This is a genomic window from Acidimicrobiales bacterium (assembly GCA_036378675.1).
GTDB lineage: Bacteria > Actinomycetota > Acidimicrobiia > Acidimicrobiales > Palsa-688 > DASUWA01.
This window is the reverse complement of sequence record DASUWA010000015.1, coordinates 1-19,825: the sequence shown is the minus strand read 5'-3', so window position 1 is coordinate 19,825 and position 19,825 is coordinate 1. Positions and strand designations below refer to the sequence as shown.

Sequence of the window (19,825 nt, the reverse complement as noted above, 5' to 3'; positions counted from 1 at the left end):
TTGTTAGGCCTGGGCCGGCGTCGACTTGCTGCGGCCTGCGTCGCGTCGCTTCTTTCGAGGTTTGGTGGTCGGGAGGCACGCGAAGGCGCGCTCGGCGATCGATGTCAGGCAGCCGGCGTCGTGGCCGGCTGCGCCGATGACGTCGATGCCGCGGACGATGGTCAGAAGAAGCCACGCCAGCTCGTCGGCATCCACGTCGGCATCGAGGTCGCCGTTGCGCTGCGCCGATTCCACACACTTGGCCAATGCCGCCTCGACGAAGTCCAGGCCGGCGTTCAGGCGGCGTGCTGCCTCGGGATCGGTGGTGCCTAGCTCCAGGGCGCTCTTGGCTGAGAAGCACACGGTGTTGGCGCGGCTTTCGTCCGGGTCGGGTTCGTCTCCGAGGGGCACGCCGCCGACAGCGTCAAGCAAGAATCGATGGAGCCGTTCGAGGGCGCCCTCATCAGGCCCGGCCAGCGCCTCCACGGTTGACTCCTCGAGTCGGCCAAAGTACGCCTCCATGGTCTGGAGGAACAGACCGTGCTTGTCGCCGAACGCTGCGTACAGGCTGCCCCGGCCCAGCCCGGTCGCCGCGGCGATGTCATCAACGGTCGTGCCGTTGTAACCGGAGGTGCGGAACTGGCGTTCCGCGGCGCGGACGACCTCATCGCGGACGTAACTCTGCGGTCTTGCCATGCGCCCAGAGTACGTCGACGAGAAAGTTTTTGACAAGTCGTTCCAGAACTCGGTAGGTTTCTGGAACATCTAGTCCAGATCCTTTCGTGGGCTGGGCCGCTCAGCGGGCGCCCGGCTCGATTGGGAGTAAAACCATGTCCAATCTTGTCCCTACCCTGGAAGAGCCCGTCTCCGAGACGTCGAGCCCGACCCGACCCGGTCTGATTCTCGCGGTCCTGGCGACAGCCAGTTTCGTGGCTGTTCTCGACGTTTGGATCACCAATGTCGGGCTGCCCGCAATTGGCCGAGGCATCCACGAAAGGTCGCTGTCGAACCTGAGCTGGGTGCTCAGCGCTTATGCCATCGTGTACGCCGCTCTGCTGGTCCCCGCCGGTCGGCTCGCCGATCGCTACGGGCGCAAGAGCGGCTTCGTGCTCGGCTTGGCGCTATTCATCTCGGCCAGCCTCGGCTGTGCATTGAGCGGCGGAATCGGGGTGCTGATCGCGTTTCGCGCCCTGCAGGCTGTGGGCGCTGCGCTGCTGACCCCAACAAGCCTCGGCCTGGTCCTCACTACCGCACCGTCTGAGAAGGTCGCCACTTACATCAAAATCTGGGTCATTGCCGGGGTCCTGGCCGCCTCGACCGGGCCAGTCCTCGGCGGCCTGCTCCTGCAGGTTTCCTGGCGCTGGATCTTCCTCGTGAACGTACCCGTCGGGTTGGTTGCCATCGCTGCCGCGTTGCGCCTGGTGCCTGACCAGCGTCACGAGCAGGATGCCCGGGTGCCTGATGCGTTGGGCGCCCTGTTGCTTATCGTTGCGATCGGCTCGCTGGCCTTGGGTTTGGTGAAGGGAACCGACTGGCACTGGTCAAGTGGGGGAACGGTCGCTTCGTTCGTCATCGCAGCGGCCGCGCTGGCTGCGTTCGTCCGACGGTCATCCCGTCACCCCGCGCCGGTCATGAGGCTGGACCTGATGCGTGACCGGGTCTTCGCATCCGCCAATGCCGGGATCCTGCTCACCCTCGCGTCGTTCTCCATCCTGTTCCTGTCGGTGATCCTCTGGCTGCAGCTCCACTGGGGCTACTCCGCTATCAAAGTCGGCCTGGCCTCCGCCCCGGGGCCCGCGGTCGTCCCGTTCTTCGCGACCATCGCAGAAAACCTTCAAAAGAAGGCCCGGGTGCCGGCCGGGATTATCGCGGCCGCGGGGTCGGTGGTGATCGGCCTAGGCGCGATCCTCTTCGAGGTCAGACTCGGGAGTCACCCTCACTACGTTTCGGACTTCTTGCTGTGCTGGATGGCGGTCGGTGCCGGCGCCGGTCTGGCCCTGCCGACGATCCTGTCGACGGCCACCGCCGACCTGGCCCCGGAGGACTCGGCGACAGGCAGCGCGATCGTTTCGATGTCTCAGCAGATCGGCTCCGTCGTGGGTGTCAGCGTGCTCGTCGCGATTCTCGGTCTTGCCTCCGGCGGCGCCGGACTCCACGTGTTCCGCCACGCCTGGCTCGCTTCTGCCGGCATCGCCGCCCTGGCCGCCGCCGGCAATCTCGGGCTCATACGGTTCAAGAACAAACTGACTCCCGTTCTAATGGTCGACCTGGAGGATCCCACCGTGTCGTCGACGGAGCCCTGACCATTCCGAAGCGAACTTCCCCGCATCTTCTTGCTCGTCTCCCGAAGTGAAGGAGTTTCATGTCCAAACCCACCATCGTCCTGGTCCACGGAGCGTTCGCCGACGCTGCCGTTTGGCGACCCGTGTTCGATCTCCTCAGCGCAGATGACTACCCGGTGCTCGCACCGCCGAACCCTCTTCGTGGACTCGCCCACGACGCCGCCTACATCGGGGCGGTCCTCGACGAAATCGAACCGCCGGTGGTTCTCGTCGGGCACTCCTACGGTGCGGCCGTAGTCACCGTGGCCGGCGCCACCGAAAAGGTGTCCGCGGTTGTGTACGCCGCTGGACTTGTGCCCGATGAAGGCGAATCGCTGAGCGACCTGCAGTCGCACTATCCGTCGCTTGCAATGGGCCCCCTGTTCCAACAGCGGATGTTGGCCGACGGAGCTGTCGAGGTATCGATCGACCCCCACCAGTTCCAGAGCGTCTTCTGCGCGGACGTGCCCGAGGAGCAGGCGACGTTCCTCGCGCACGCGCAACGGCCGCTATTGGCGTCCGCCTTCGATGAGCCGGCCGCCTCCGTGGCCTGGCACACCAAGCCGTCGTGGGCCGTGTTCGGGACCCAGGATCGCCCGGTCGCGCCCGCTCTGCACCGCTTTCAGAACCTCCGGGCCGGTGTCACCGCAACCGAAGTCGAAGATGCCTCACATTTCGTGATGCTCTCCAGACCCGACGCTGTGGCAGACGTCATCCGCCAAGCAGCCGACTACCAGGCGTAACTCGACATGAACCACCAACATGAGGAGTTTGGATGGGTATACGGCGTCGCTGGTCGACATAGGGGCTGCCTTTCATGACTATGAACAAGGTGGTTGTCATCACCGGAGCTTCGCAGGGAATCGGCGCCGGACTGGTCCGCGCCTACAAGGAGCTCGGGTTCGACGTTGTTGCCAACTCACGCTCCATCACAGCCTCGTCGGAGGCGGGCGTCGAGACGGTGGCCGGCGACATCGGCGACCCGGCCGTAGCAGAGCACCTCATCGACACGGCGCTGGTCAAGTTCGGTCGCGTCGACACCCTCGTCAACAACGCCGGCGTCTTCCTCGCCAAGCCATTCGTCGACTACACCCAGCACGAGTACGACCTCGTCCTGCGGACCAACGTCGCCGGGTTCTTCCATGTCACCCAGCGCGCAGCGCGCCGCATGCTCGACTCCGGCGAGGGCGGACACATCGTCAACGTGACCACCTCCCTGGTTGAAAGCGCCCTGTCGGCTCTACCGGCCGCGCTCGCCTCGCTCACCAAGGGCGGTCTCGCCGCTGTCACGAAAGCCTTGGCCGTCGAGTTCGCCACGTCGGGGATCCGGGTTAACGCCGTTGCGCCGGGGGTCATCAAGACGCCGATGCACCACGAGAGCACGCACGAGTTCTTGAAAGGCCTGCACCCGATGAACGAACTTGGGGAAATCGAGGACGTCGTGCGCGGCGTCCTGTACTTGGAGGAGTCACCGTTCGTCACCGGCGAGTTCCTGCACGTGGATGGTGGGTGGAGTGCCGGGCATTGAGCCGGCCGTGCCGCCCCTGCACGGTTCTCCTGCAGATGATGCTCCTGAAGTGCTCGTGATACGTGGCTTGCTCGACCGATGGGCTGATGCGATAGCCAGGCACGACCCGGGAGCGGTCGCCGACGTGTTCACTCCAGATGCTCTGTTCCAGGGTTTTGACCCGACACCGGGGTACGGCCGGCAGTACATCAGCGCCTACTACGACAAGCAGCCGATCGGGCTGACCGCCGATTACGAGTTGCTATCGGTCCGAGTTCTCGCACCGACCGTCACCGTCGCTTACGCGTCAGTTCTATTTGAACGTCCGGACGGTCCGGTCCCCGTCTACCTGACCGTCGTGGCACGCAAAGACCCCGACGCCTCCTGGGCCTTGACTCACTACCACGTCTCCCCTCTCATGGGAACATAGCTCCGGGCGGCGAATTCACGAAAGGGAGTGGGTTTGCAATCGCGACCCCTCGGATTCGATTGCGGTCTGGGATGTCATTCAGCGGTAAAACCCAGCCGTATCCGTCGGTGACGAGATCGAGGAGATGATCGTATTTCAACCGGCGGCGTTCGAAAGTTTTCGGCCTAGCAGCGCTGTTGCAGGTATGACGGCACAGAACGCGATCGCGGCGGCCACCCACCATCCGTGGCGGAACCTGGTCAAAGCCGCCGTTCCATGATGGGCGCTACCCAACACGGCGATCAGAACGGCGACTCCGAGCGCCAGGCCGCTCTGGCGGAGCATGTTGATCGCCCCGGAGCCTGTGGCGAACGATTGGGGTGGCAGCGCGCCGACTCCGGTCGACATGATCGAGGGCAGGGTCAGCCCGACGCCTACTCCGCAGACCAGGAGTCCGCCCAAGACACCGGTGCCGTAGTTCGGCTTCAAATGGACGGCTAACGCCCACCACGCCAGGCCCGATCCGAAGATTGCGCATCCGAAAGAGATGACGCGGGCGGGGCCGAACCGGGCCAGGGCTCGACTGGTCAGTCCGAAGGAGACGATGGGAACCATCAGCGGGCCGGGTGCGAGCCCGAGTGCTGATCGCAGGGGCGACCAGCCCCAGGGACCCTGCTCCCACAGGACGATCGAAAGCAGCATGGCGGCGAACGCGGCGGAGTAGATCATGGCGATGATCGATGCACCCAGGAAGGCCCGAGATTGGAACATCTTGGGATCGATCAGCGGTCGTGTGCTGTATAGGCAGTGTGCGACGAAGGCCCCGATTAGCACGACCGCGCCGGAGGCGGTCCCGATGAGGGCGGCGGAGTGCCAGCCCCAGTCGGTGCCTTTGACAAGCGCCGTCGTCAGCAGTGCCGTCCCGGCGCAGGCCAAGATGACACCGGGCGGCGAAGGCCGTGTCGTCGGATGACCTGGCACATGAGGCAGCCGACGCCAGCCCACAATGAGCGCGGCGACTCCGATCGGCACGTTGATGAGAAACACCCAGCGCCAGCTCGCCGCGACCAGCAATCCTCCGATGACCGGGCCGAGCGCGCCGGCAAGTCCGGCGACGGCGGTCCAGGCCCGCACGGAGCTCGCTCGTCGTTCCGGTTCGGTCGTGGCCAGGATGAGCCCTAGTGAGGTTGGCGTCAGTAGTGCGGCCCCCGCCGCTTGGACAAGGCGGAACGCGACAAGCATCCAGATGCCCGACGAGGCTGCGCAGGCTATCGACGCGGCCGTGAAGACGGCCACGCCGACCAGGAATCCGTGGTCGCGTCGGTAGCGGTCGGCCAGGCGGCCGAAGAACACCAGCAGGGCCGCGTACACGATGGCGTAGCCGTTCAGAATCCATGACAGTTGGGACAGATCGGAGGTGTGAAAATCGCGGGCGATTTGCGGTAGTGCGACGTTGACGATGAACAGGTCGAGGCTCGCCAACACCATGCCGGCGCACACGATGATCAGCACTTCCCGGGAGGTGCGACGTGTGGGCGTCAGGGTTGGGGCCTGGGTGAGGAGTGTCATGGTCAAGTCCGATCAGCGTGAGGGATTCGTGTAAACCCGGCGCGGGGTGACGAGCACCGCTGCACGTCGGTCTTGGACCATCACCCGGTCGTAGGCGTCCCAGTCGTGGTGGGTGCCGCCGGCGGCGACGAAGACACCTCGTAGCAGCTGCCGGAGGGATTCGTCGTCCATGTGTGGGCTCGGGTCGTCAGGTCCGATGATCTCGGCGTAGCCCTCCACCGCCGCCCAGCGCAGCCCGGCTCGGGCTACGACTGTGATGTGAGGGTCGGCCCGCAGGTGTCGCAGTTTCTGCGAGCTACCCATCGCTGCGAATCCGACGACCGTGTTCTTCGAGGCAACGTGTGCCAGCACGCCGGCGTTCGCTACTGACGAGTGGACATTCCCATCGGGCCGGACCGTGGAGACCACGCACAACCCTCTATCAAGGGGGATGAGCTCCGAGAATGCCGACAGGTTGCTCGCATTCAGGCCTCTCCTTCCGGGCATGTCTCTGTGCGTCTCTCTTACCGGAGGCCGAGAATGTCCCGGCGAGCTCGTCCCGCGCCCGGAGCCGCGCGACGACGCGGAGCTTCTCATCCGGCGAGCTTCTCGAGGTGGCTCAGGCCGAAGGCTTCGACCAGTCCCGCCTGAAGGGGCGCCACGTCTTCGTTGGCCTTGTCGGAGCCGAAGGAAGACCCGACGACGGTGCGGACGGCGCGGTAGCCTTTGTCCTGATCAACGAGTCCGAGGATCGCCTCTGCGACGTCGTGCGGGTCGGGGGCGTCGGCGCCTTCGAACCTCTCGGTCAGGGATGCGGACAGCGCGTCGACTATGCCGCTCACCTCGCCATAGGACTTCGATATTTCGGTTCGGGCGGGGGGTTCGCTGGCGGCAAAGAAGTTGGTCGGATACGCGCTCGGCTGAACGGCCACGACCTCGACTCCGAGCTGGGAGAGTTCGTAGCGAAGACTGTCGGTCAGCGCTTCGACTGCGAACTTGCTGGCGCCGTAGAGGCCCAGGAACGGGATTGTCAGGCGGCCGAGGACCGACCCGATGTTGATGATCAGGCCGTCGTTCCTCTTGCGCATGGAGGGGAGTACGGCGCGGGTGACTCGCAGAAGGCCGATGACATTGGTGTCGAAGACGGCCCTGGCCTGTTGTGTCGTGAAGGCCTCGGTGACCCCTGCAGACCCGATACCAGCATTATTGATGAGGACATCGATCTTGCCGGCATCCGCCAGCACGTATTCGACGGCTGCGTCGACGGACCGGTCGATGCGAACGTCTAGTTGCACGGTTTTGACGTCGAGCTTGCGGAGGGCTTCGGCGGTGGGGCGGTTCTTGCCTTCGATCTGGCGCATTGAGGCGTACACCCTGTGGCCGGCCCTGTGGAGAGTCTCGGCCGTATCACGGCCAAAGCCATTGCTTGCGCCTGTAATTAGGATCGTTTTCGACACCGTCGGTCCTCCGATGTGAGTTTTGTGAAGCAACTGACATGACAGTACTGCGGTTAGTTGTGTAACGCAACGTATGTTTGGCGCCGCGTCGTGGTCCCGTGTGGCTTCGGGACGATTCTTCGATGTGGCGCCTAACGAGCGGGCGAAACCGGCGTCTTCCAACGCCGCTGAACCGTCGCTCAGAGGCCCTACGTGGAGGCGCCTGGCCCCGGAACCGTCTCTATCTCATCGAGGCGAAGGCTCTTGGTACCTTTCGGCACGATGGCCGCGACGACCGGCTTCTTGTCGGACTTGCGGAGTTGAAGGCGCGGAGGCGCTTCGTTCAGGTAGTCATCGCCCCACTGGCGCAACGCGGTCAGCGCGATGTTCAGATCGCGTCCCTTCTTGGTGGGCTGGTGCTCATATCGACTCGGGTGATCGCTGTAGCGGACCCGCTCGAGCACCCCCTCACTGACCAGCCAGTTCAGACGGTCGCTCAGCACATTTCGAGCGATGCCCAAGCTGTTTTGGAGCTGGTCGAACCGTCGCAGCCCGAGAAGGACGTCGCGGATGATGAGTAGCGTCCAGCGCGCACCGACAATCTCGAGGGCTCGGGCCACCGAACAGTTCTGGCCTTCGTAGTCACGGTTCAACATTCCAACCCAATTCTACGAGTGTCAGTTGCGTGACACAACCTTCACGGGTAATCTCCAGGAGGAGGTCGCGTCCCAGGACGAACTGGACGCGATATGTGGACGCGACATGCGGATGCGACGACACGGAGGAACACGAGATGCCAGGCCTTCCCACGCTGAGCGAAGGAATCGCACTTACCCACTTCATTGTCGCCTCTGACGTCGAGCGTGCCGGCCGCTTCTACACCGATATTCTGGGCGGGGAGATCGTGCTCGCCGGCGAGCCGACCGTGGTCGCGCTCGCCAACAGCTGGATCATCATCAACACCGGCGGCGGGCCAACCGATGACAAGCCGACGATCACTCTTCACACACCAGAGAATCTCGATCGAGTGAGCAGTTTCTTAAACATCCGCGTCGCCGACATCCAGGCCGTCTACGAGACATGGAGTGGGCGAGGGGCCAAGTTCATCACCCCGCCCATCGATCGCGGCCAAGAGATCCGCTGCTACCTCCACGACCCCGACGGTCACCTGATAGAAGTCGGGCAGATCAAGCAGACCAGCGCCTGAAGCAGGTCGATCTCGTAAGGGTCCGCGGACAGTTTCCCGTCGAGAATTTCCGAAAATCGAACACCTTCATGCGCTCGTCGCCGTATCAGTCAACACCCCAAGAGGGCGACGGTCTGCCCCGTCGCCGCGCGTTTGGGCATCCGAGCGAGAAATCCCTACTGGAACTCTGGCTGAAGCCGTGCGAGGACTTTCGTGTTCCCCTGTGTGCGCAGTCCACGGCCGCGTGCCGCGCTCAGAGTGAGGTCGCCGGTGAGAACACCCACGACTAATTGTGGCTCGCCAGTTAGGACCAGGTCGGGGTGCGGGGTGCCGCCCGGCCGGGTATGAAGCTTGCCTTCACCGGTCACCACCGTGATGGGCTCGCCGCCCGCCCGTAGCTCGATCGTGACCGGGGGCTCCTCCGGCGCTCGGTCGGTGACGAACAAGCTGACCGGCAGTGCGAGCCAGCTTTCCCGGTACACGTCTCGTTCATCGCGTTCAGCCATCAGCGGTGCGCCCCAACGCCCGAGATCGTGGACTATGGCCTTGAGTTCGAGACCGCGCGGGGTGAGACGGAACAGCGTGGTTGCGATCGGCGGGGGTGCGTCCTCTCGGGTGATCACGCCGGCTTCTTCGAGGTCTCGCAGACGGTCCGTGAGCAGGTTGGAGGCGATTCCCGGCAACCCGTGAAGCAGGTCGGTGTACCGGCAGGGGCCCTGTAGGAGCAGTTCGCGCACGATCAGGAGGTTCCAGCGGTCGCCGATCAAGTCCAGCGCCTTGGCGATCGCGCAGTAGTGCTGGTAGGAGCGCTTGGCCATGGCCATACTCTAGCTCAAGTTCGCTTTACAACTAGCGATTATCACTTGATATTTTCTACAAGCCTATTTAGTCTGTCAAGCATGCAACGCCGTGCTTTAGTCCTGCCTTCGCTGCTGCTCGCAGCGTTCATAATCAACCTCGACATCACGATCGTGAACGTCGCCCTGCCGTCCCTCGTCCGGGAGCTGCATGCGTCGAACTCGCAGCTGCAGTGGGTCGTTGACGGCTACAACCTCCTGTTCGCGGCGCTGCTGTTGGCAGCCGGCAGCCTGAGCGACCGTCTCGGCCGCAAGGAGTTCCTGGTCGGGGGGCTCGTGGTGTTCGGCGCGGGCAGCGTGTTCGGTGGCGTGACCACGTCGGTCGGGCCGCTGATCGCGGCCCGCTGCGTCATGGGCGTCGGTGCGGCGATGATCTTCCCGGCCACCCTGTCACTGATCTCGAACATTTTCACCGACCGTACAGCCCGGGCCAAAGCGATCGGCTTGTGGGGTGCGACCACGGGGATGGCCATCGCCCTCGGGCCGATCGTGGGCGGCTGGCTGCTCGAGCAGTTCAGCTGGTCGAGCATCTTCTATGCGATGGCCCCGGTGGCCGGACTCGCCGCCCTCATGGCGGCGTCAAGCGTGCCGACATCGCGCGACCCGAGCGCGCACAGGTTCGACTTGGCCGGGCTCGTGCTGTCGGCCGCCGCAATGGCTGTACTGACATTCACACTGATCGAGGCGCCCAGTCACGGCTGGGGCAGTAGGCGCAGTATCGCCGGCTACGCGATCGCGGCTGTTCTGTTCGCGGTCTTTGTTCTTCGCGAGCGCGGCGCCGATGAACCCATGCTCGACATCAGCCTCTTCCGCAATCCGCGTTTCACCGCGGCGAGCGGCTCGGTCACGGTGATCTTCTTCGGGCTGACCGGTTTCAGTTTCCTCATCACGCAGTACTTCCAGTTCTTCAAGCGGTACGCACCGCTCGAGACCGGCGTGCACCTGCTGCCGGTCGCGCTCTCGGTGGGCGTGATGTCGGTAGTCGGCACCAAGCTGGCCGTAAATGTCGGCACCAAACAAATTGTTGCCATCGGCATGTTCTGTTCGGCCGCATTCTTCGCTTGGGTGTCCAGGGTGAGCATCCATACTGGCTATCCCGAGATCGTCGGCCAGATGATCGTCGGCGGCAGCAGCGTGGGTTTGGTCAGTGCACCGGCAACCGAGGCCATCTTGGGCGTCGTGTCGGCAGCCAAAGCTGGCATCGGCTCCGCTGTCAATGATGCCACCCGGCTGCTCGGCAGCACCCTGGGCATCGCTGTGACCGGCAGCATCTACGCGTCGATCTATCGCAACCATGTGGCCGGTCGGCTTCCCTCCACGTTGGCCCCCCAGTTGGCCCGCACGGCCCGGGATTCGGTCGGCGCCGCGTTCCGGGTGGCTTCGAGCCCCAGCCTCAGCGGTCGCGCCGGCGTCGGGAACGCCGTGCACACGGCCGCGACACGAGCCTTCTTCGACGGGATGAAGGTGGCCCTCATCCCTATTGCCATCCTAAGTGCCCTGGGTGGAGTCATGGCCCTACTGCTGTTGCCAGCCCACCCGGTGATCAGTAACGACGGCGAAGAGGTCGAACAAGAGCCCTTCCTCGCCGCGCCGCTCGAAGCCTAATGAGCGACCTCAACCCCAAAATGCTTTTCCTCCTGGCGAGCTCCGCGGATCAAGTCGTCGGCGGCGACCCCACTGACCCACGGGAGTGTGTTGGTTGACCGCCCCCTCGCTGTCGAACCTTGACTTCGACTGGTGGGCTAACAACGGTCCGACAGCCGGCTATCTGCTGAGCTTTGCTCTGGCCGCGGCCGACGAGCTGCGCAAAGCATTCGTGGAAGTGCCTCTTTCGGTGTCCATGCAAATCTTGGGCTTGCCGCGTGTTGGTGCTTTCGCGTACGAACCGATTCGGCTGATAAGCAGACCCGGAACAGGTGTGACATCTGTCGACTTCGTGCAGCAACGCCTCTTCGCCCTGGCCAACGTAATCAGCGGAGCGCCCGACGGGCCGTCGCTCCCAAGTGACGCAGGCCCTCCGGCCGCCATGCCCGCCGGGGCCTATCGCCCAATCGAGATGCCCTCGCCATCCGTCCCCGTCACTCAGCACTTCGAATATCGGCCAACGGCTGAGGTCGATGGGAGCGGTCCCCGCGACGGATGGGATGTGGTCTGGCTCACCCCGCTCGACCACAAACTCGAGGGCCGGCGCCTTGTCGCGTCGATGGTCGACTGCTGGTACCCGCCAAGCCACATGCAAGCTGTCAGACTCCACCTTCGAGAGGGCGAGCCTCTCCGCCAGCCCAGTCCGACAATCCTGACCGCGGCCACGATGACGTTCACCGCAGCAGACCGCGACTATGACGACATTTCACAGGCGCTGTTGGCCAGTCAAGTGACCGCATCCACCGGCGGCTGGATCTTTGAACGTCACGAAATCTGGTCCGAGGCCGGCGTCTTACTCGCGGTCGCGGACCTGGTCCGCGAGATCTCCGACCGCGAGTCCTGAGACGGCGAAACGCCGGCGTCGCCACATGAACGGCCCCGTCGCCAGTTGTACAGGACTGATCGGCCAAAGGCGGAGCCTGCTCATCGTCAGTGACGCCCTCTCGGGTGTTAGCCGCTTCGACGACTTCCGAGCCCGGCTAGGAATATCCGCCAGCACCCTCACTAGACGGCTGAACGACTTGGTGGACGCCGGCGTACTCGAGCGCGTCCCGTATCAACTGCATCCACCGCGTTCGGATTATCAGCTGACCGAAAAAGGTCAAGACCTGCGGCTGGTAGTCACGATGATGGAACAGTGGGAAGATCGCTGGACCGTCCCCTAGGACGCTCGAGATATCGGAGACCACCCTCCTCGACAGTCAAGGCCGCCGAAAGCTTCACACCGGAACCCCGGCCAGCTCAAGGTAGGCAATCCCATCCTGCTGGGGCTAAACGACGCCATGGTCGTCTTCGGGAAGAAGCGGGTGACGACCAATGTTGGTGGACCTGTCCATCTCTGTTCCACGACGCCGCCTTGTTCGCGGCCTTCTGGTGTTGGCCACATTTTGGGTCGTCACCACTTCACACTTCATAGAGGTTGGTCCGCTGCGGTGAGGAAAAGTTGACATGACTGACGGGAGCGAGATACCAAGCGATCTCGCTGCCGCGGTCCGGTCGGGCCGGACGTCCGCCCGCCCGCGTTGGTGGCCCGAGCTCCTTCTGCTGGGCGGAGGATACGGCCTCTACCACCTCGCTCAAATCCACGCCCCGCGGGTTGCAGCGACCCGACACGGCTGGAACATCCTCGCATGGGAACGCAGCGCCAAAATCGGGTTCGACCTGTCGATCAACCGCTTCGTTGCGGCCCGGTCGTGGCTCGCCGTCCCAGCCGACTACTACTACGCCACACTCCACTTCCTGGTGCCAATCAGCGTTTTGGTGTGGCTGTGGCGATCGCACCCGGACTGGTATCGGCAGGCCCGGCGGGTAATCGTCGCCGGCACGCTCATCGCCCTGGTCGTCTTTTGGCTCTACCCGTCGGCTCCGCCCCGGTTGCTCGGCGGGTCGGGTTTCATCGACACCAACGTGGCCTTCCACACCATTTTCGATGTCGAGCGGGGCAGCTCCTCGAGAGCAGCCGATCTGTACGCAACCATGCCATCTCTGCACCTTGGGTGGGCGCTGTGGTGCGCTTGGGCGGCTGCGGGCCCGTTGCGCCGGCCCATTGCCCGCAAAACCGTGTACCTGTACCCGGTTCTCACCGCCGCGGTCGTCATGGCCACCGGCAACCACTTCTTCCTGGATCTGATCGGCGGCGCCGCCGTGATGGGCCTGGGGTGGGTGGCCAGCCTGTGGATCCCCGACATGTCGGCCCGATTGCGGCTGTTCAAGCGGCGCCGCGTGCCGGCCCGCGTGTGGGTCGCCGCGTTCGCATCGACTATTGGTCCCCTAGCCGTGGTTTCAGCAGTGCTGGGAGGCGGCAATTTGGCTGCATCCGGCTTGCACGCCATCGTCCACGCCCATCCGATCTGGCTGATCGTGGCCGCGGTGGCGGAAGCCGGGTCGATGGCGGCTCTCGCCGGGCTGCACCGTCGGGCGCTGCGGACCACGGGAGTCGCGGTCCGGCGGCGCACTGCCGCGGCCATCACGTTCGCGTCCAACGCCATCTCGGCCAGCCTCCCGCTTGTCGGATCGCTCGCCGGCACCACCAACACGTGGCGCCAGTACCACCGCCAGGGAGCAGCAGCGCCTGCAGTGACCTGGGCGCTCGGGGCCAGCGGCGTCGCCTCGTCCCTGGCCTTCACCCTCATCATCGGGCTGGCCGCCACGGCCAGCGGGAACCCGGCCTTCATGGGCGCCGGCGCGGCCGGAACGCTCATCGTGCTGGCCCTCACCGCGACAGTGGCAGTGGGCACCCGCCTTCCAGCGCTCCGAGCCCGCCTCGAAGATACTGTGACCGGCCTTCTGTTCCGGCTGCCCGGCAGGGCCAGCCGGTGCCCGCTCGCCGATCCTGCCGGGTCGGTCCGGAACTTCATCGAGAAATTCGGCTCCTACAGTCCGAGCGTCGGCGACATTGGCTTCGCGGTGTCCGCCGGAGTCCTGAACTGGACTCTCGATGCCCTGACGCTGGCGCTCGCCATTCGCGCCGCGGGCGGTCACCTGCCGCTGACCGATCTCATCGTCGTGTGGGCGGCCGCCGCCACGGCATCAACTGTTTCGATCACCCCCTCGGGGATCGGTGTGGTGGAGCCGGTCCTGGCGGCCAGCATGGTGCTCGCCGGCTTGACCCACTCCAAGGCCATCGCGGCCGCCCTCCTCTACCGTTCGATCAGCGTGGTGCTGGTAGTGCTGGTCGGATGGGTCCTTCAATGGTCGTTGAGTCGGGTCGGCACCGCTCCGGCACCCGCCCACCAGCACCCGAAAGGCGCCGCCCTCCGTGTCGGCCTCCTCGCTCGTCGACCTGCGGCGGCGTCCGTTTGTCGGTACCAGGCGCAGGGCGCTCTAGAAGGCTCTCACGCAGATGAAGGTCTAGACGAGAGAATCGCGAGTTAGTTGTTTTATGCAACGGATAGTGATAGCTTCGGCTTCACGGCACGACGCACAGACGCGTGAGGGATACACCTAAATGTCGACAATCGTCAGCTTCCACGCCCACCCAGATGATGAGTCCATTCTCTGCGGTGGAACCCTCGCCAAGGCGGCCAAGGAGGGACACCGGGTGGTGTTGGTCACAGCCACCAGAGGCGAGCACGGAGAAGTTCCAGCCGGGTTCCTCAGCGCCGGGGAGACGCTGGGGCAGCGACGGGAAATCGAACTCAGGGCTGCCGCCCGCATTCTCGGAGTCAACCGGGTCGAGTTCCTCGGCTACGTCGACTCCGGGATGCGCGACGAACCTACCAACTCGGCTCCTGGAGCCTTCTGGGGAGCAGACATCGAAGAGGCGGCCGAACGCCTCGCCAAAGTTCTGCTCCAGGAGGACGCCGACGTCCTTACCGTCTACGACAGCAACGGCGCATACGGCCACCCCGACCACATCCAAGTCCACCAGGTAGGCGTACGAGCGGCACGAATCGCTCGGACACCGTTCCTGTTCGAAGCCACACTGAACCGCGAGCACGTGATCGCACTGCGCGATAGCCAACCGGAAGACCAACCGGCCCCACCCGACATCGGCGACGAGATCGGCCTGCCCGCAACCAGGATCACAACCACTGTTGATGTCACCAATTTCCTGGAAACCAAACGGTCCGCGATGGCCGCTCACCGCTCGCAGATGTCCGACGAATCCTTCTTCCTCTCCATGCCCCCTGAACAGTTTCGTGTCGCCTTCGGGACCGAATGGTTCAGACAGTTGCCGACGGACTTCGGTGGGCGATCCCGCTCCGAGAATCTGCTCAGCGACGATGGCTAACCGCATGCCCTTGGCGCCCGTACGCACCGAAAGATAGGCAATCGTGATGCCCACCCCGGAGGTCACTGGCCACGCGTCGTCGCCGGAGAAGGCCGCCAAGCTTCGCGCCCTGCACGTGCCTGGCGTACCGCTCGTTCTGCCGAACGCGTGGGATGCCGCGTCGGCACGAATGGTGGAGAAGGCTGGGTTCCCGGTGGTTGCCACCAGCAGCGTGGCTACTGCCGAGGTGCTGGGCTACGACGACGGAGAAGCCACGCCTGTCGCTGCGGTCCTGGCGGCGGCGGCGCGGATCGCTCGTTCGGTAAACGTGCCGCTGACTGTCGACTTCGAACGTGGCTACGGCCTTGCGCCGGCCGAGTTGGTCGAACGGATCGCTGCTACCGGCGCTGTGGGCATCAACTTGGAGGATTCGGATCCCGCGACCGGGACAATGGTCGACATCGCCGAGCAGGCCGATTTCCTGGCCATGGTTCGCTCGGAGGCGTTGGCCGCCGGCATCGATCTGGTGATCAACGCTCGGATCGACTCGTTCTTGCGCCAAACCGGCTTGCCCCTCGAGCAGCTTTCCGCCACGATCGAGCGCGGTCGTAGGTATCTGGCCGCGGGGGCCGATTGCGTCTTTCCGATCGGAGCTAACGACCCTGACGTGATCCGTGTGCTGGTCGAGACCATCCCCGGGCCCGTCAACGTGGGCTACGGGCGTGGGAATCTCTCGGTGGCCGATCTCGCCGCCTTGGGAGTAGCCCGGATCAGCTTCGGGCCGATCCTGCACTGGCAGCTCTACCGTAAGTTCGGGGCGGCCCTGCTGTCGGCGGTCGCCTCGGGTCAGAACCCGTGGGCGGTCTGACTCGGTGCCCCGAACCGCCACGATAGGGTTCCCGCGCGTCTGCGGGCCTTGGGATGTACGTTGCGTAAAGCAACGGGCGCTGTAAGCTTGGAGCGTGCAAAGAACAACTTTCGAGCACATGAACTGCTCGGTGGCCCGTTGTCTTGATGTGGTCGGAGAGTGGTGGAGCCTGCTTATCGTGCGCGACGCCTTCTTGGGCGTGACCCGCTTCGAGGACTTCCAAGCCCGCCTCGGCATAGCCCGCAACATTCTCACCGATCGCCTGAACCACCTGGTCGACCACGGCGTTTTGGAGCGGGTCGCCTACCAGCAGCGTCCACTGCGTTCGGAGTATCACCTCACCGACAAGGGCAGAGACCTGTGGCTGGTGGTGACCATGATGCGGCAGTGGGGCGACCGCTGGGCTGCGCCGGACGGCCCTCCCCTTCGAATCCGCCATAACACCTGCGGCCGTTTGGTCAAGGCGGTGGCTGTCTGCTCGCACTGCGGTGAGCCTCTCGATGCGGACAACATCAGCGCTGTCCGAGGCCGCGGCGCGGTTCCAGGCGACTTCGACCGTACCGCCCTTGCGGACACCGCAGCTCCCGTCTAATCCGGCCAGTCCCGCCGCGGCGGTTCACAGTGACGAGTTGGCCCGCACTGGGTCGCCGCTCTTGGCCGTCTGCAGGCACATCCTGATTTGCGGTCATAGCCAGGCCGCGGATCGGGGGCGCGTCTTATGGCTTTGCACTCGGCGTTCGGGGGCGCACATAATGACGTCGGTCAAAGCCCGGACACGTGCGCGCGAATCGGCGTGACGCGCTGAAGTGAGGTTCGGGAGCTCGGGCCTTGCACGAACGCAGAGTGTCCGCCGCAAGGTGAGCACCGAGAGAGTCGGGTTCGGGCGATCAGAGCGCGCACTTACGGTTCGGGTTGCCGCGTCAACAATCGAGACCGACTCGGCGATCGAGCGCGGCACGTACCCGCGGTACTACTGGTGCCGAGTCGTGCTCCCTTTGGTTTCAGACCTATTGCTGCACAAGGTCCACGATCGGCATGATGACTGGCGGCTGTGCCAGTTCGATGCCCAGCTGCTCCATGACCGGACCGAGGTAGGTAAGGAACTGGTCGAAGGCCTCCTGGCTGTCCCAAACGTCGAAGACCTGCAGCTGTCCGTCATCGCCGAAACACGAATGGAGCCTCATAGCACCTTCGGGTGCTCCCGCTTGGCGCAGGAGTTCGCGCCCCTTCGTGTGCTGCTGGGCGGTCATGTTCTTGGTGACGATGTAGATGGCAATCACGAAAGTGATCTCCTCGCTGTTCGGGTTCTCAGTCTGTTCCTCGAAGCTGATTCGACTGCGCCACGGTAGCCCGTCGGCTCGATCGGCTCAGTCGCTTTGGAGGGATCGCGGCAAGCTACCGCCGCGTGGAGACCCGCTCCCAGATCAGCAGCGCGTAGCGTTATGTCGAGCCGACGATCGGGCGCACGGAGTCGCCGGTCTGCGTGCTCCATGATTCCCATGTCGTCCATAGAAGAGGCGCAGATCGCTCGAGTTCTAGGTGGCCCGATGGGATCGCAAGGTGACGCCGGGCAGGTCCTGGTACGCCGAGCTGTCGGCTGACGCCACCTCCCGTTGGGTGGCGTTGGCGGTCGCCGCAATCATCAGGTCATTCGACACCGACCAGCAGCTCGGCGACGGTAATCGCCGCGATCGCAACCTCGCCCGTTTCAGCGACTCGATTCGGTTGTCGCTCTGTGAGGCTTAGCCCTCTGGTTCTGGTCCGAATGGAGCTGGCGGATCGCCAGCGGCGGGTCCAGGTCGCCCGATCCAGCCTGACCTAACCGACATCGCGCGACCGGCGGTTGGAACGGGACCAGAAGGGGCTAGGGGTGGTTCGGCATCAGGTTCGGGGACACCACCCAGAAGCGAGCGTGTCAAGGTAGCCCGATCATCGAGCAGGCCTGCCGCCGCCGTGGCGAGCGTGTCGCCATCGACGCGGATCGGACCGGTTGTCGTCTCAGCAGCGGCGAGTGTGGCCCGACGAACGACCTCTCGGATGTAGGTGGCGGTTCGACCTTCAGTCGCAGAGACTGCCGGTTCGAGAGCTTCGGCGGATAGGCCGTCAACTCCGACCTGTGAACCGTACAGTCTGAAAAGAGCCCTTCGCCCGTCCGAGTCAGGAGGGGCGATTTCCACGGCGGCATCGACACGGCCTGGCCGTTCCGAGAGAGCCCGTTCCAAGATGTCCACTCGGTTGGTGGTCAGGAGGAAAGTCACGTCTACGTCGTCACCGAGGCCGTCGATCTGATTGAGAACTTCGTAGAGGATCGGGTTCACTCCAAGTGGACCGAAGGAGCGGTCGGGCGCGATCACGTCCACATCCTCGAGGATCACCAGGGACGGTTGAAGCAACCGTGCAAGCCCGCATACCTGTCCAAGCGCGGGACCGATCATCATGAGTGCCTGGCCAGAGAGGATAAACGAGGTCACACCGCGCAGCTGTGACAGCAGATAGCGGATGGTGTGGGTCTTCCCCGTTCCGGGCGGACCATAAAGGAGGATTCCCCGCTTGAGGTGCTGGCCGGCGGCTTGGAGTCGCGTCCTGTGCGCGGCGATCCCTATGACATGGCGCTCGATCTGGGCCAAGGTGGCGTCAGGAAGCACCAGCTGGCCCCGTTGGAGCCCGGGCCGGCGGACGAACCGCATCATTCCGTACTGGTTGCCCTCACCTGGGCCGAGCGCGAGCACCTGACCACGAAGGACGCTCTGTTCCACCGCCAGGCGCCGCAGCTCGGACAGGATCTCGTGCGCGTGGGAGCGGTTTTCGGCGAGCACCTCGATCATCGCCTGTTGTATCGGCCCGTGGGGATCGGCACCTCGGAGAAGGGCTGCGGCCTTCTGGGTGCCATCGCTTAAAAGGTAAAGCCCGAAGCGAACGCAACTCCGCGTGGAATCTGGCGAGTCCGCAAGGTCGACATAGTCGACCGGGCCTATACCCACCCCATACCGGGCGGCACCCGAGAGGAGCTCACTGAGGGGGTGGAAGCGACGCTGATCGCCGGAGATGCCGATGATCTCGAAGGAGCGTCCAGGCTCTGCGTGGATCCACTGGTCAAGGGCAACGTGCACATCCACGAGTTGATAGGGCGGAAGCTCTTGAGAGACGACCGGCAAACCGGCGGGATCGGTTCCAAGGTGTCCCCGCAGGCGTGCGACCAGAGCGTCCTCGGTGCCGTCAAAGGCCAGACGGTGGACAGCAGTGAGCACTCGAGCGAGGCTCCGCGCCAGCAGCCGCAGGTCCTCCTCTGGCACAGCAGGGTTTGAATCCTCGACTGGCACCTTGGCAGCGTAGAGGACCGCGCCACGTTACGACTTCCTTACGAGCAGACGGCTCGTAGTTGACGATCGGGCCGCCTTCAGGGTCCCGATAGCTGATGACTTGGCTCGGGCGACGTTTCCTGGTAACCGTTCCCCCTCCACTGCCATGACAAAGTCGCACGAATCGAAGGGTTGGCCCCGCTGTCCGACGGCCCGTAACCCTCGACCTGCAGACTCAACTCGCTGCCGCTCGCACGCGGGGGCGCGGTAGCCAGCCAATAGTCGTGCTCGCTTACCAGCACCTGGAACAGCCGCGGAGTCGTCGATGACGAGTCCAGGCGGTAGACAAAGACGGCGTTGGGAGGGTGACTGGCGACTTCGCAATGCACCACCACGACGGCCACCGGCACTCCGTCGGCCGGAGTCGTGTACAACACGGGTTCGACCGGAACTCCAGGGTTGGCGGAACTGCCGGGCGGCTCACATTGAGTCATGGGATAGGCGAACTTCGACCAGTCAGTCCGACTGAGCTGGTTTGCCGAGATATCGGACCCACCG

The 19,825-nt window shown here is 64.4% G+C and carries 22 protein-coding genes; 13 read left to right on the top strand and 9 right to left on the bottom strand.

Annotation, left to right across the window (positions count from 1 at the left end; genetic code table 11):
* Nucleotides 1-3: 3 nt before the first annotated feature.
* Entirely contained in the window at nucleotides 4-675 is a 672-nt protein-coding gene (locus VFZ97_06120; protein HEX6392998.1) for a TetR/AcrR family transcriptional regulator, read from the bottom strand.
* Nucleotides 676-809: 134 nt separating this feature from the next.
* Between VFZ97_06120 and VFZ97_06115 the strand changes: the two genes are divergently transcribed.
* The 4 genes from VFZ97_06115 (at nucleotide 810) to VFZ97_06100 (ending at nucleotide 4,237) form a co-directional block, all read left to right on the top strand.
* Nucleotides 810-2,282 carry an MFS transporter gene (locus VFZ97_06115; protein HEX6392997.1) on the top strand — a complete coding sequence of 491 codons (1,473 nt, stop codon included), beginning with the start codon at nucleotides 810-812 and terminating at the stop codon, nucleotides 2,280-2,282.
* A 59-nt stretch (nucleotides 2,283-2,341) separates the two neighbouring features.
* The gene (locus tag VFZ97_06110) at nucleotides 2,342-3,043 is read left to right on the top strand and encodes an alpha/beta hydrolase (GenBank protein HEX6392996.1); all 702 of its coding nucleotides are present in this window, start codon (nucleotides 2,342-2,344) and stop codon (nucleotides 3,041-3,043) included.
* Between the two features lie 74 nt (nucleotides 3,044-3,117).
* The gene (locus VFZ97_06105; GenBank protein HEX6392995.1) at nucleotides 3,118-3,828 is read left to right on the top strand and encodes an SDR family oxidoreductase; all 711 of its coding nucleotides are present in this window, start codon (nucleotides 3,118-3,120) and stop codon (nucleotides 3,826-3,828) included.
* A complete protein-coding gene (locus VFZ97_06100) occupies nucleotides 3,815-4,237 on the top strand; it encodes an SgcJ/EcaC family oxidoreductase (protein HEX6392994.1) in 423 nt (140 codons plus the stop codon). Before VFZ97_06105 ends, VFZ97_06100 begins: the two co-directional genes overlap by 14 nt.
* 135 nt (nucleotides 4,238-4,372) lie before the next feature.
* Here the strand turns inward: VFZ97_06100 and VFZ97_06095 are convergent, their stop codons facing one another.
* The 4 genes from VFZ97_06095 to VFZ97_06080 all read right to left on the bottom strand — a co-directional run bounded on the left by VFZ97_06095 (nucleotide 4,373) and on the right by VFZ97_06080 (nucleotide 7,856).
* Entirely contained in the window at nucleotides 4,373-5,785 is a 1,413-nt protein-coding gene (locus VFZ97_06095) for an MFS transporter (protein HEX6392993.1), read from the bottom strand.
* Between the two features lie 12 nt (nucleotides 5,786-5,797).
* Entirely contained in the window at nucleotides 5,798-6,271 is a 474-nt protein-coding gene (locus VFZ97_06090; GenBank protein HEX6392992.1) for a pyridoxamine 5'-phosphate oxidase family protein, read from the bottom strand.
* 86 nt (nucleotides 6,272-6,357) lie between these two features.
* Nucleotides 6,358-7,221: an SDR family oxidoreductase gene (locus VFZ97_06085; GenBank protein ID HEX6392991.1), complete on the bottom strand. Its 864-nt coding sequence runs from the start codon at nucleotides 7,219-7,221 to the stop codon at nucleotides 6,358-6,360.
* Between the two features lie 188 nt (nucleotides 7,222-7,409).
* Nucleotides 7,410-7,856, bottom strand: a complete 447-nt coding sequence (locus VFZ97_06080) for a helix-turn-helix domain-containing protein (GenBank protein HEX6392990.1) — start codon at nucleotides 7,854-7,856, stop codon at nucleotides 7,410-7,412.
* Nucleotides 7,857-7,993: 137 nt separating this feature from the next.
* Here VFZ97_06080 and VFZ97_06075 point away from each other — a divergent pair, with 137 nt between their 5' ends.
* Entirely contained in the window at nucleotides 7,994-8,407 is a 414-nt protein-coding gene (locus VFZ97_06075; protein HEX6392989.1) for a VOC family protein, read from the top strand.
* 155 nt (nucleotides 8,408-8,562) lie between these two features.
* On the opposite strand, the gene VFZ97_06070 is transcribed toward VFZ97_06075, so the two are convergent.
* Nucleotides 8,563-9,204, bottom strand: a complete 642-nt coding sequence (locus tag VFZ97_06070; protein ID HEX6392988.1) for a helix-turn-helix domain-containing protein — start codon at nucleotides 9,202-9,204, stop codon at nucleotides 8,563-8,565.
* An 81-nt stretch (nucleotides 9,205-9,285) separates the two neighbouring features.
* Here VFZ97_06070 and VFZ97_06065 point away from each other — a divergent pair, with 81 nt between their 5' ends.
* The 7 genes from VFZ97_06065 to VFZ97_06035 all read left to right on the top strand — a co-directional run bounded on the left by VFZ97_06065 (nucleotide 9,286) and on the right by VFZ97_06035 (nucleotide 16,560).
* Nucleotides 9,286-10,848 carry an MFS transporter gene (locus tag VFZ97_06065; GenBank protein ID HEX6392987.1) on the top strand — a complete coding sequence of 521 codons (1,563 nt, stop codon included), beginning with the start codon at nucleotides 9,286-9,288 and terminating at the stop codon, nucleotides 10,846-10,848.
* Between the two features lie 94 nt (nucleotides 10,849-10,942).
* The gene (locus VFZ97_06060; protein HEX6392986.1) at nucleotides 10,943-11,731 is read left to right on the top strand and encodes a hypothetical protein; all 789 of its coding nucleotides are present in this window, start codon (nucleotides 10,943-10,945) and stop codon (nucleotides 11,729-11,731) included.
* 25 nt (nucleotides 11,732-11,756) lie between these two features.
* Nucleotides 11,757-12,053 carry a helix-turn-helix domain-containing protein gene (locus VFZ97_06055; GenBank protein HEX6392985.1) on the top strand — a complete coding sequence of 99 codons (297 nt, stop codon included), beginning with the start codon at nucleotides 11,757-11,759 and terminating at the stop codon, nucleotides 12,051-12,053.
* Between the two features lie 283 nt (nucleotides 12,054-12,336).
* A complete protein-coding gene (locus VFZ97_06050; protein ID HEX6392984.1) occupies nucleotides 12,337-14,262 on the top strand; it encodes a phosphatase PAP2 family protein in 1,926 nt (641 codons plus the stop codon).
* A gap of 73 nt (nucleotides 14,263-14,335) precedes the next feature.
* A complete protein-coding gene (locus VFZ97_06045) occupies nucleotides 14,336-15,121 on the top strand; it encodes a PIG-L family deacetylase (GenBank protein HEX6392983.1) in 786 nt (261 codons plus the stop codon).
* 46 nt (nucleotides 15,122-15,167) lie between these two features.
* Entirely contained in the window at nucleotides 15,168-15,968 is an 801-nt protein-coding gene (locus VFZ97_06040; GenBank protein HEX6392982.1) for an isocitrate lyase/phosphoenolpyruvate mutase family protein, read from the top strand.
* A 94-nt stretch (nucleotides 15,969-16,062) separates the two neighbouring features.
* Nucleotides 16,063-16,560 carry a helix-turn-helix domain-containing protein gene (locus VFZ97_06035; protein ID HEX6392981.1) on the top strand — a complete coding sequence of 166 codons (498 nt, stop codon included), beginning with the start codon at nucleotides 16,063-16,065 and terminating at the stop codon, nucleotides 16,558-16,560.
* A gap of 415 nt (nucleotides 16,561-16,975) precedes the next feature.
* Here VFZ97_06035 and VFZ97_06030 read toward each other — a convergent pair whose 3' ends face one another.
* The gene (locus VFZ97_06030) at nucleotides 16,976-17,248 is read right to left on the bottom strand and encodes a hypothetical protein (GenBank protein HEX6392980.1); all 273 of its coding nucleotides are present in this window, start codon (nucleotides 17,246-17,248) and stop codon (nucleotides 16,976-16,978) included.
* Between the two features lie 280 nt (nucleotides 17,249-17,528).
* Here VFZ97_06030 and VFZ97_06025 point away from each other — a divergent pair, with 280 nt between their 5' ends.
* On the top strand, nucleotides 17,529-17,714 hold the full coding sequence (locus VFZ97_06025) for a hypothetical protein (GenBank protein HEX6392979.1): 186 nt from the start codon (nucleotides 17,529-17,531) through the stop codon (nucleotides 17,712-17,714).
* Here the strand turns inward: VFZ97_06025 and VFZ97_06020 are convergent.
* Complete coding sequence (locus VFZ97_06020) at nucleotides 17,711-19,288, bottom strand: ATP-binding protein (protein HEX6392978.1); 1,578 nt, start codon at nucleotides 19,286-19,288, stop codon at nucleotides 17,711-17,713. The genes VFZ97_06025 and VFZ97_06020 overlap by 4 nt on opposite strands.
* Nucleotides 19,289-19,365: 77 nt before the next feature.
* A partial coding sequence (locus VFZ97_06015) for a hypothetical protein (GenBank protein HEX6392977.1) occupies nucleotides 19,366-19,825 on the bottom strand: 460 nt, incomplete at its 5' end.

What these genes read in the sequence shown, in the direction of transcription:
- VFZ97_06110 (HEX6392996.1), top strand. Translation starts at nt 2,342, where the DNA reads ATGTCCAAACCCACCATCGTCCTGGTCCACGGAGCGTTCGCCGACGCT.
- VFZ97_06075 (HEX6392989.1), top strand. Translation starts at nt 7,994, where the DNA reads ATGCCAGGCCTTCCCACGCTGAGCGAAGGAATCGCACTTACCCACTTC.
- VFZ97_06045 (HEX6392983.1), top strand. Translation starts at nt 14,336, where the DNA reads ATGTCGACAATCGTCAGCTTCCACGCCCACCCAGATGATGAGTCCATT.
- VFZ97_06120 (HEX6392998.1), bottom strand. Translation starts at nt 675, where the DNA reads ATGGCAAGACCGCAGAGTTACGTCCGCGATGAGGTCGTCCGCGCCGCG.
- VFZ97_06055 (HEX6392985.1), top strand. Translation starts at nt 11,757, where the DNA reads ATGAACGGCCCCGTCGCCAGTTGTACAGGACTGATCGGCCAAAGGCGG.
- VFZ97_06095 (HEX6392993.1), bottom strand. Translation starts at nt 5,785, where the DNA reads ATGACACTCCTCACCCAGGCCCCAACCCTGACGCCCACACGTCGCACC.
- VFZ97_06070 (HEX6392988.1), bottom strand. Translation starts at nt 9,204, where the DNA reads ATGGCCAAGCGCTCCTACCAGCACTACTGCGCGATCGCCAAGGCGCTG.
- VFZ97_06040 (HEX6392982.1), top strand. Translation starts at nt 15,168, where the DNA reads ATGCCCACCCCGGAGGTCACTGGCCACGCGTCGTCGCCGGAGAAGGCC.
- VFZ97_06050 (HEX6392984.1), top strand. Translation starts at nt 12,337, where the DNA reads ATGACTGACGGGAGCGAGATACCAAGCGATCTCGCTGCCGCGGTCCGG.
- VFZ97_06065 (HEX6392987.1), top strand. Translation starts at nt 9,286, where the DNA reads ATGCAACGCCGTGCTTTAGTCCTGCCTTCGCTGCTGCTCGCAGCGTTC.
- VFZ97_06105 (HEX6392995.1), top strand. Translation starts at nt 3,118, where the DNA reads ATGACTATGAACAAGGTGGTTGTCATCACCGGAGCTTCGCAGGGAATC.
- VFZ97_06115 (HEX6392997.1), top strand. Translation starts at nt 810, where the DNA reads ATGTCCAATCTTGTCCCTACCCTGGAAGAGCCCGTCTCCGAGACGTCG.
- VFZ97_06080 (HEX6392990.1), bottom strand. Translation starts at nt 7,856, where the DNA reads ATGTTGAACCGTGACTACGAAGGCCAGAACTGTTCGGTGGCCCGAGCC.
- VFZ97_06090 (HEX6392992.1), bottom strand. Translation starts at nt 6,271, where the DNA reads ATGCCCGGAAGGAGAGGCCTGAATGCGAGCAACCTGTCGGCATTCTCG.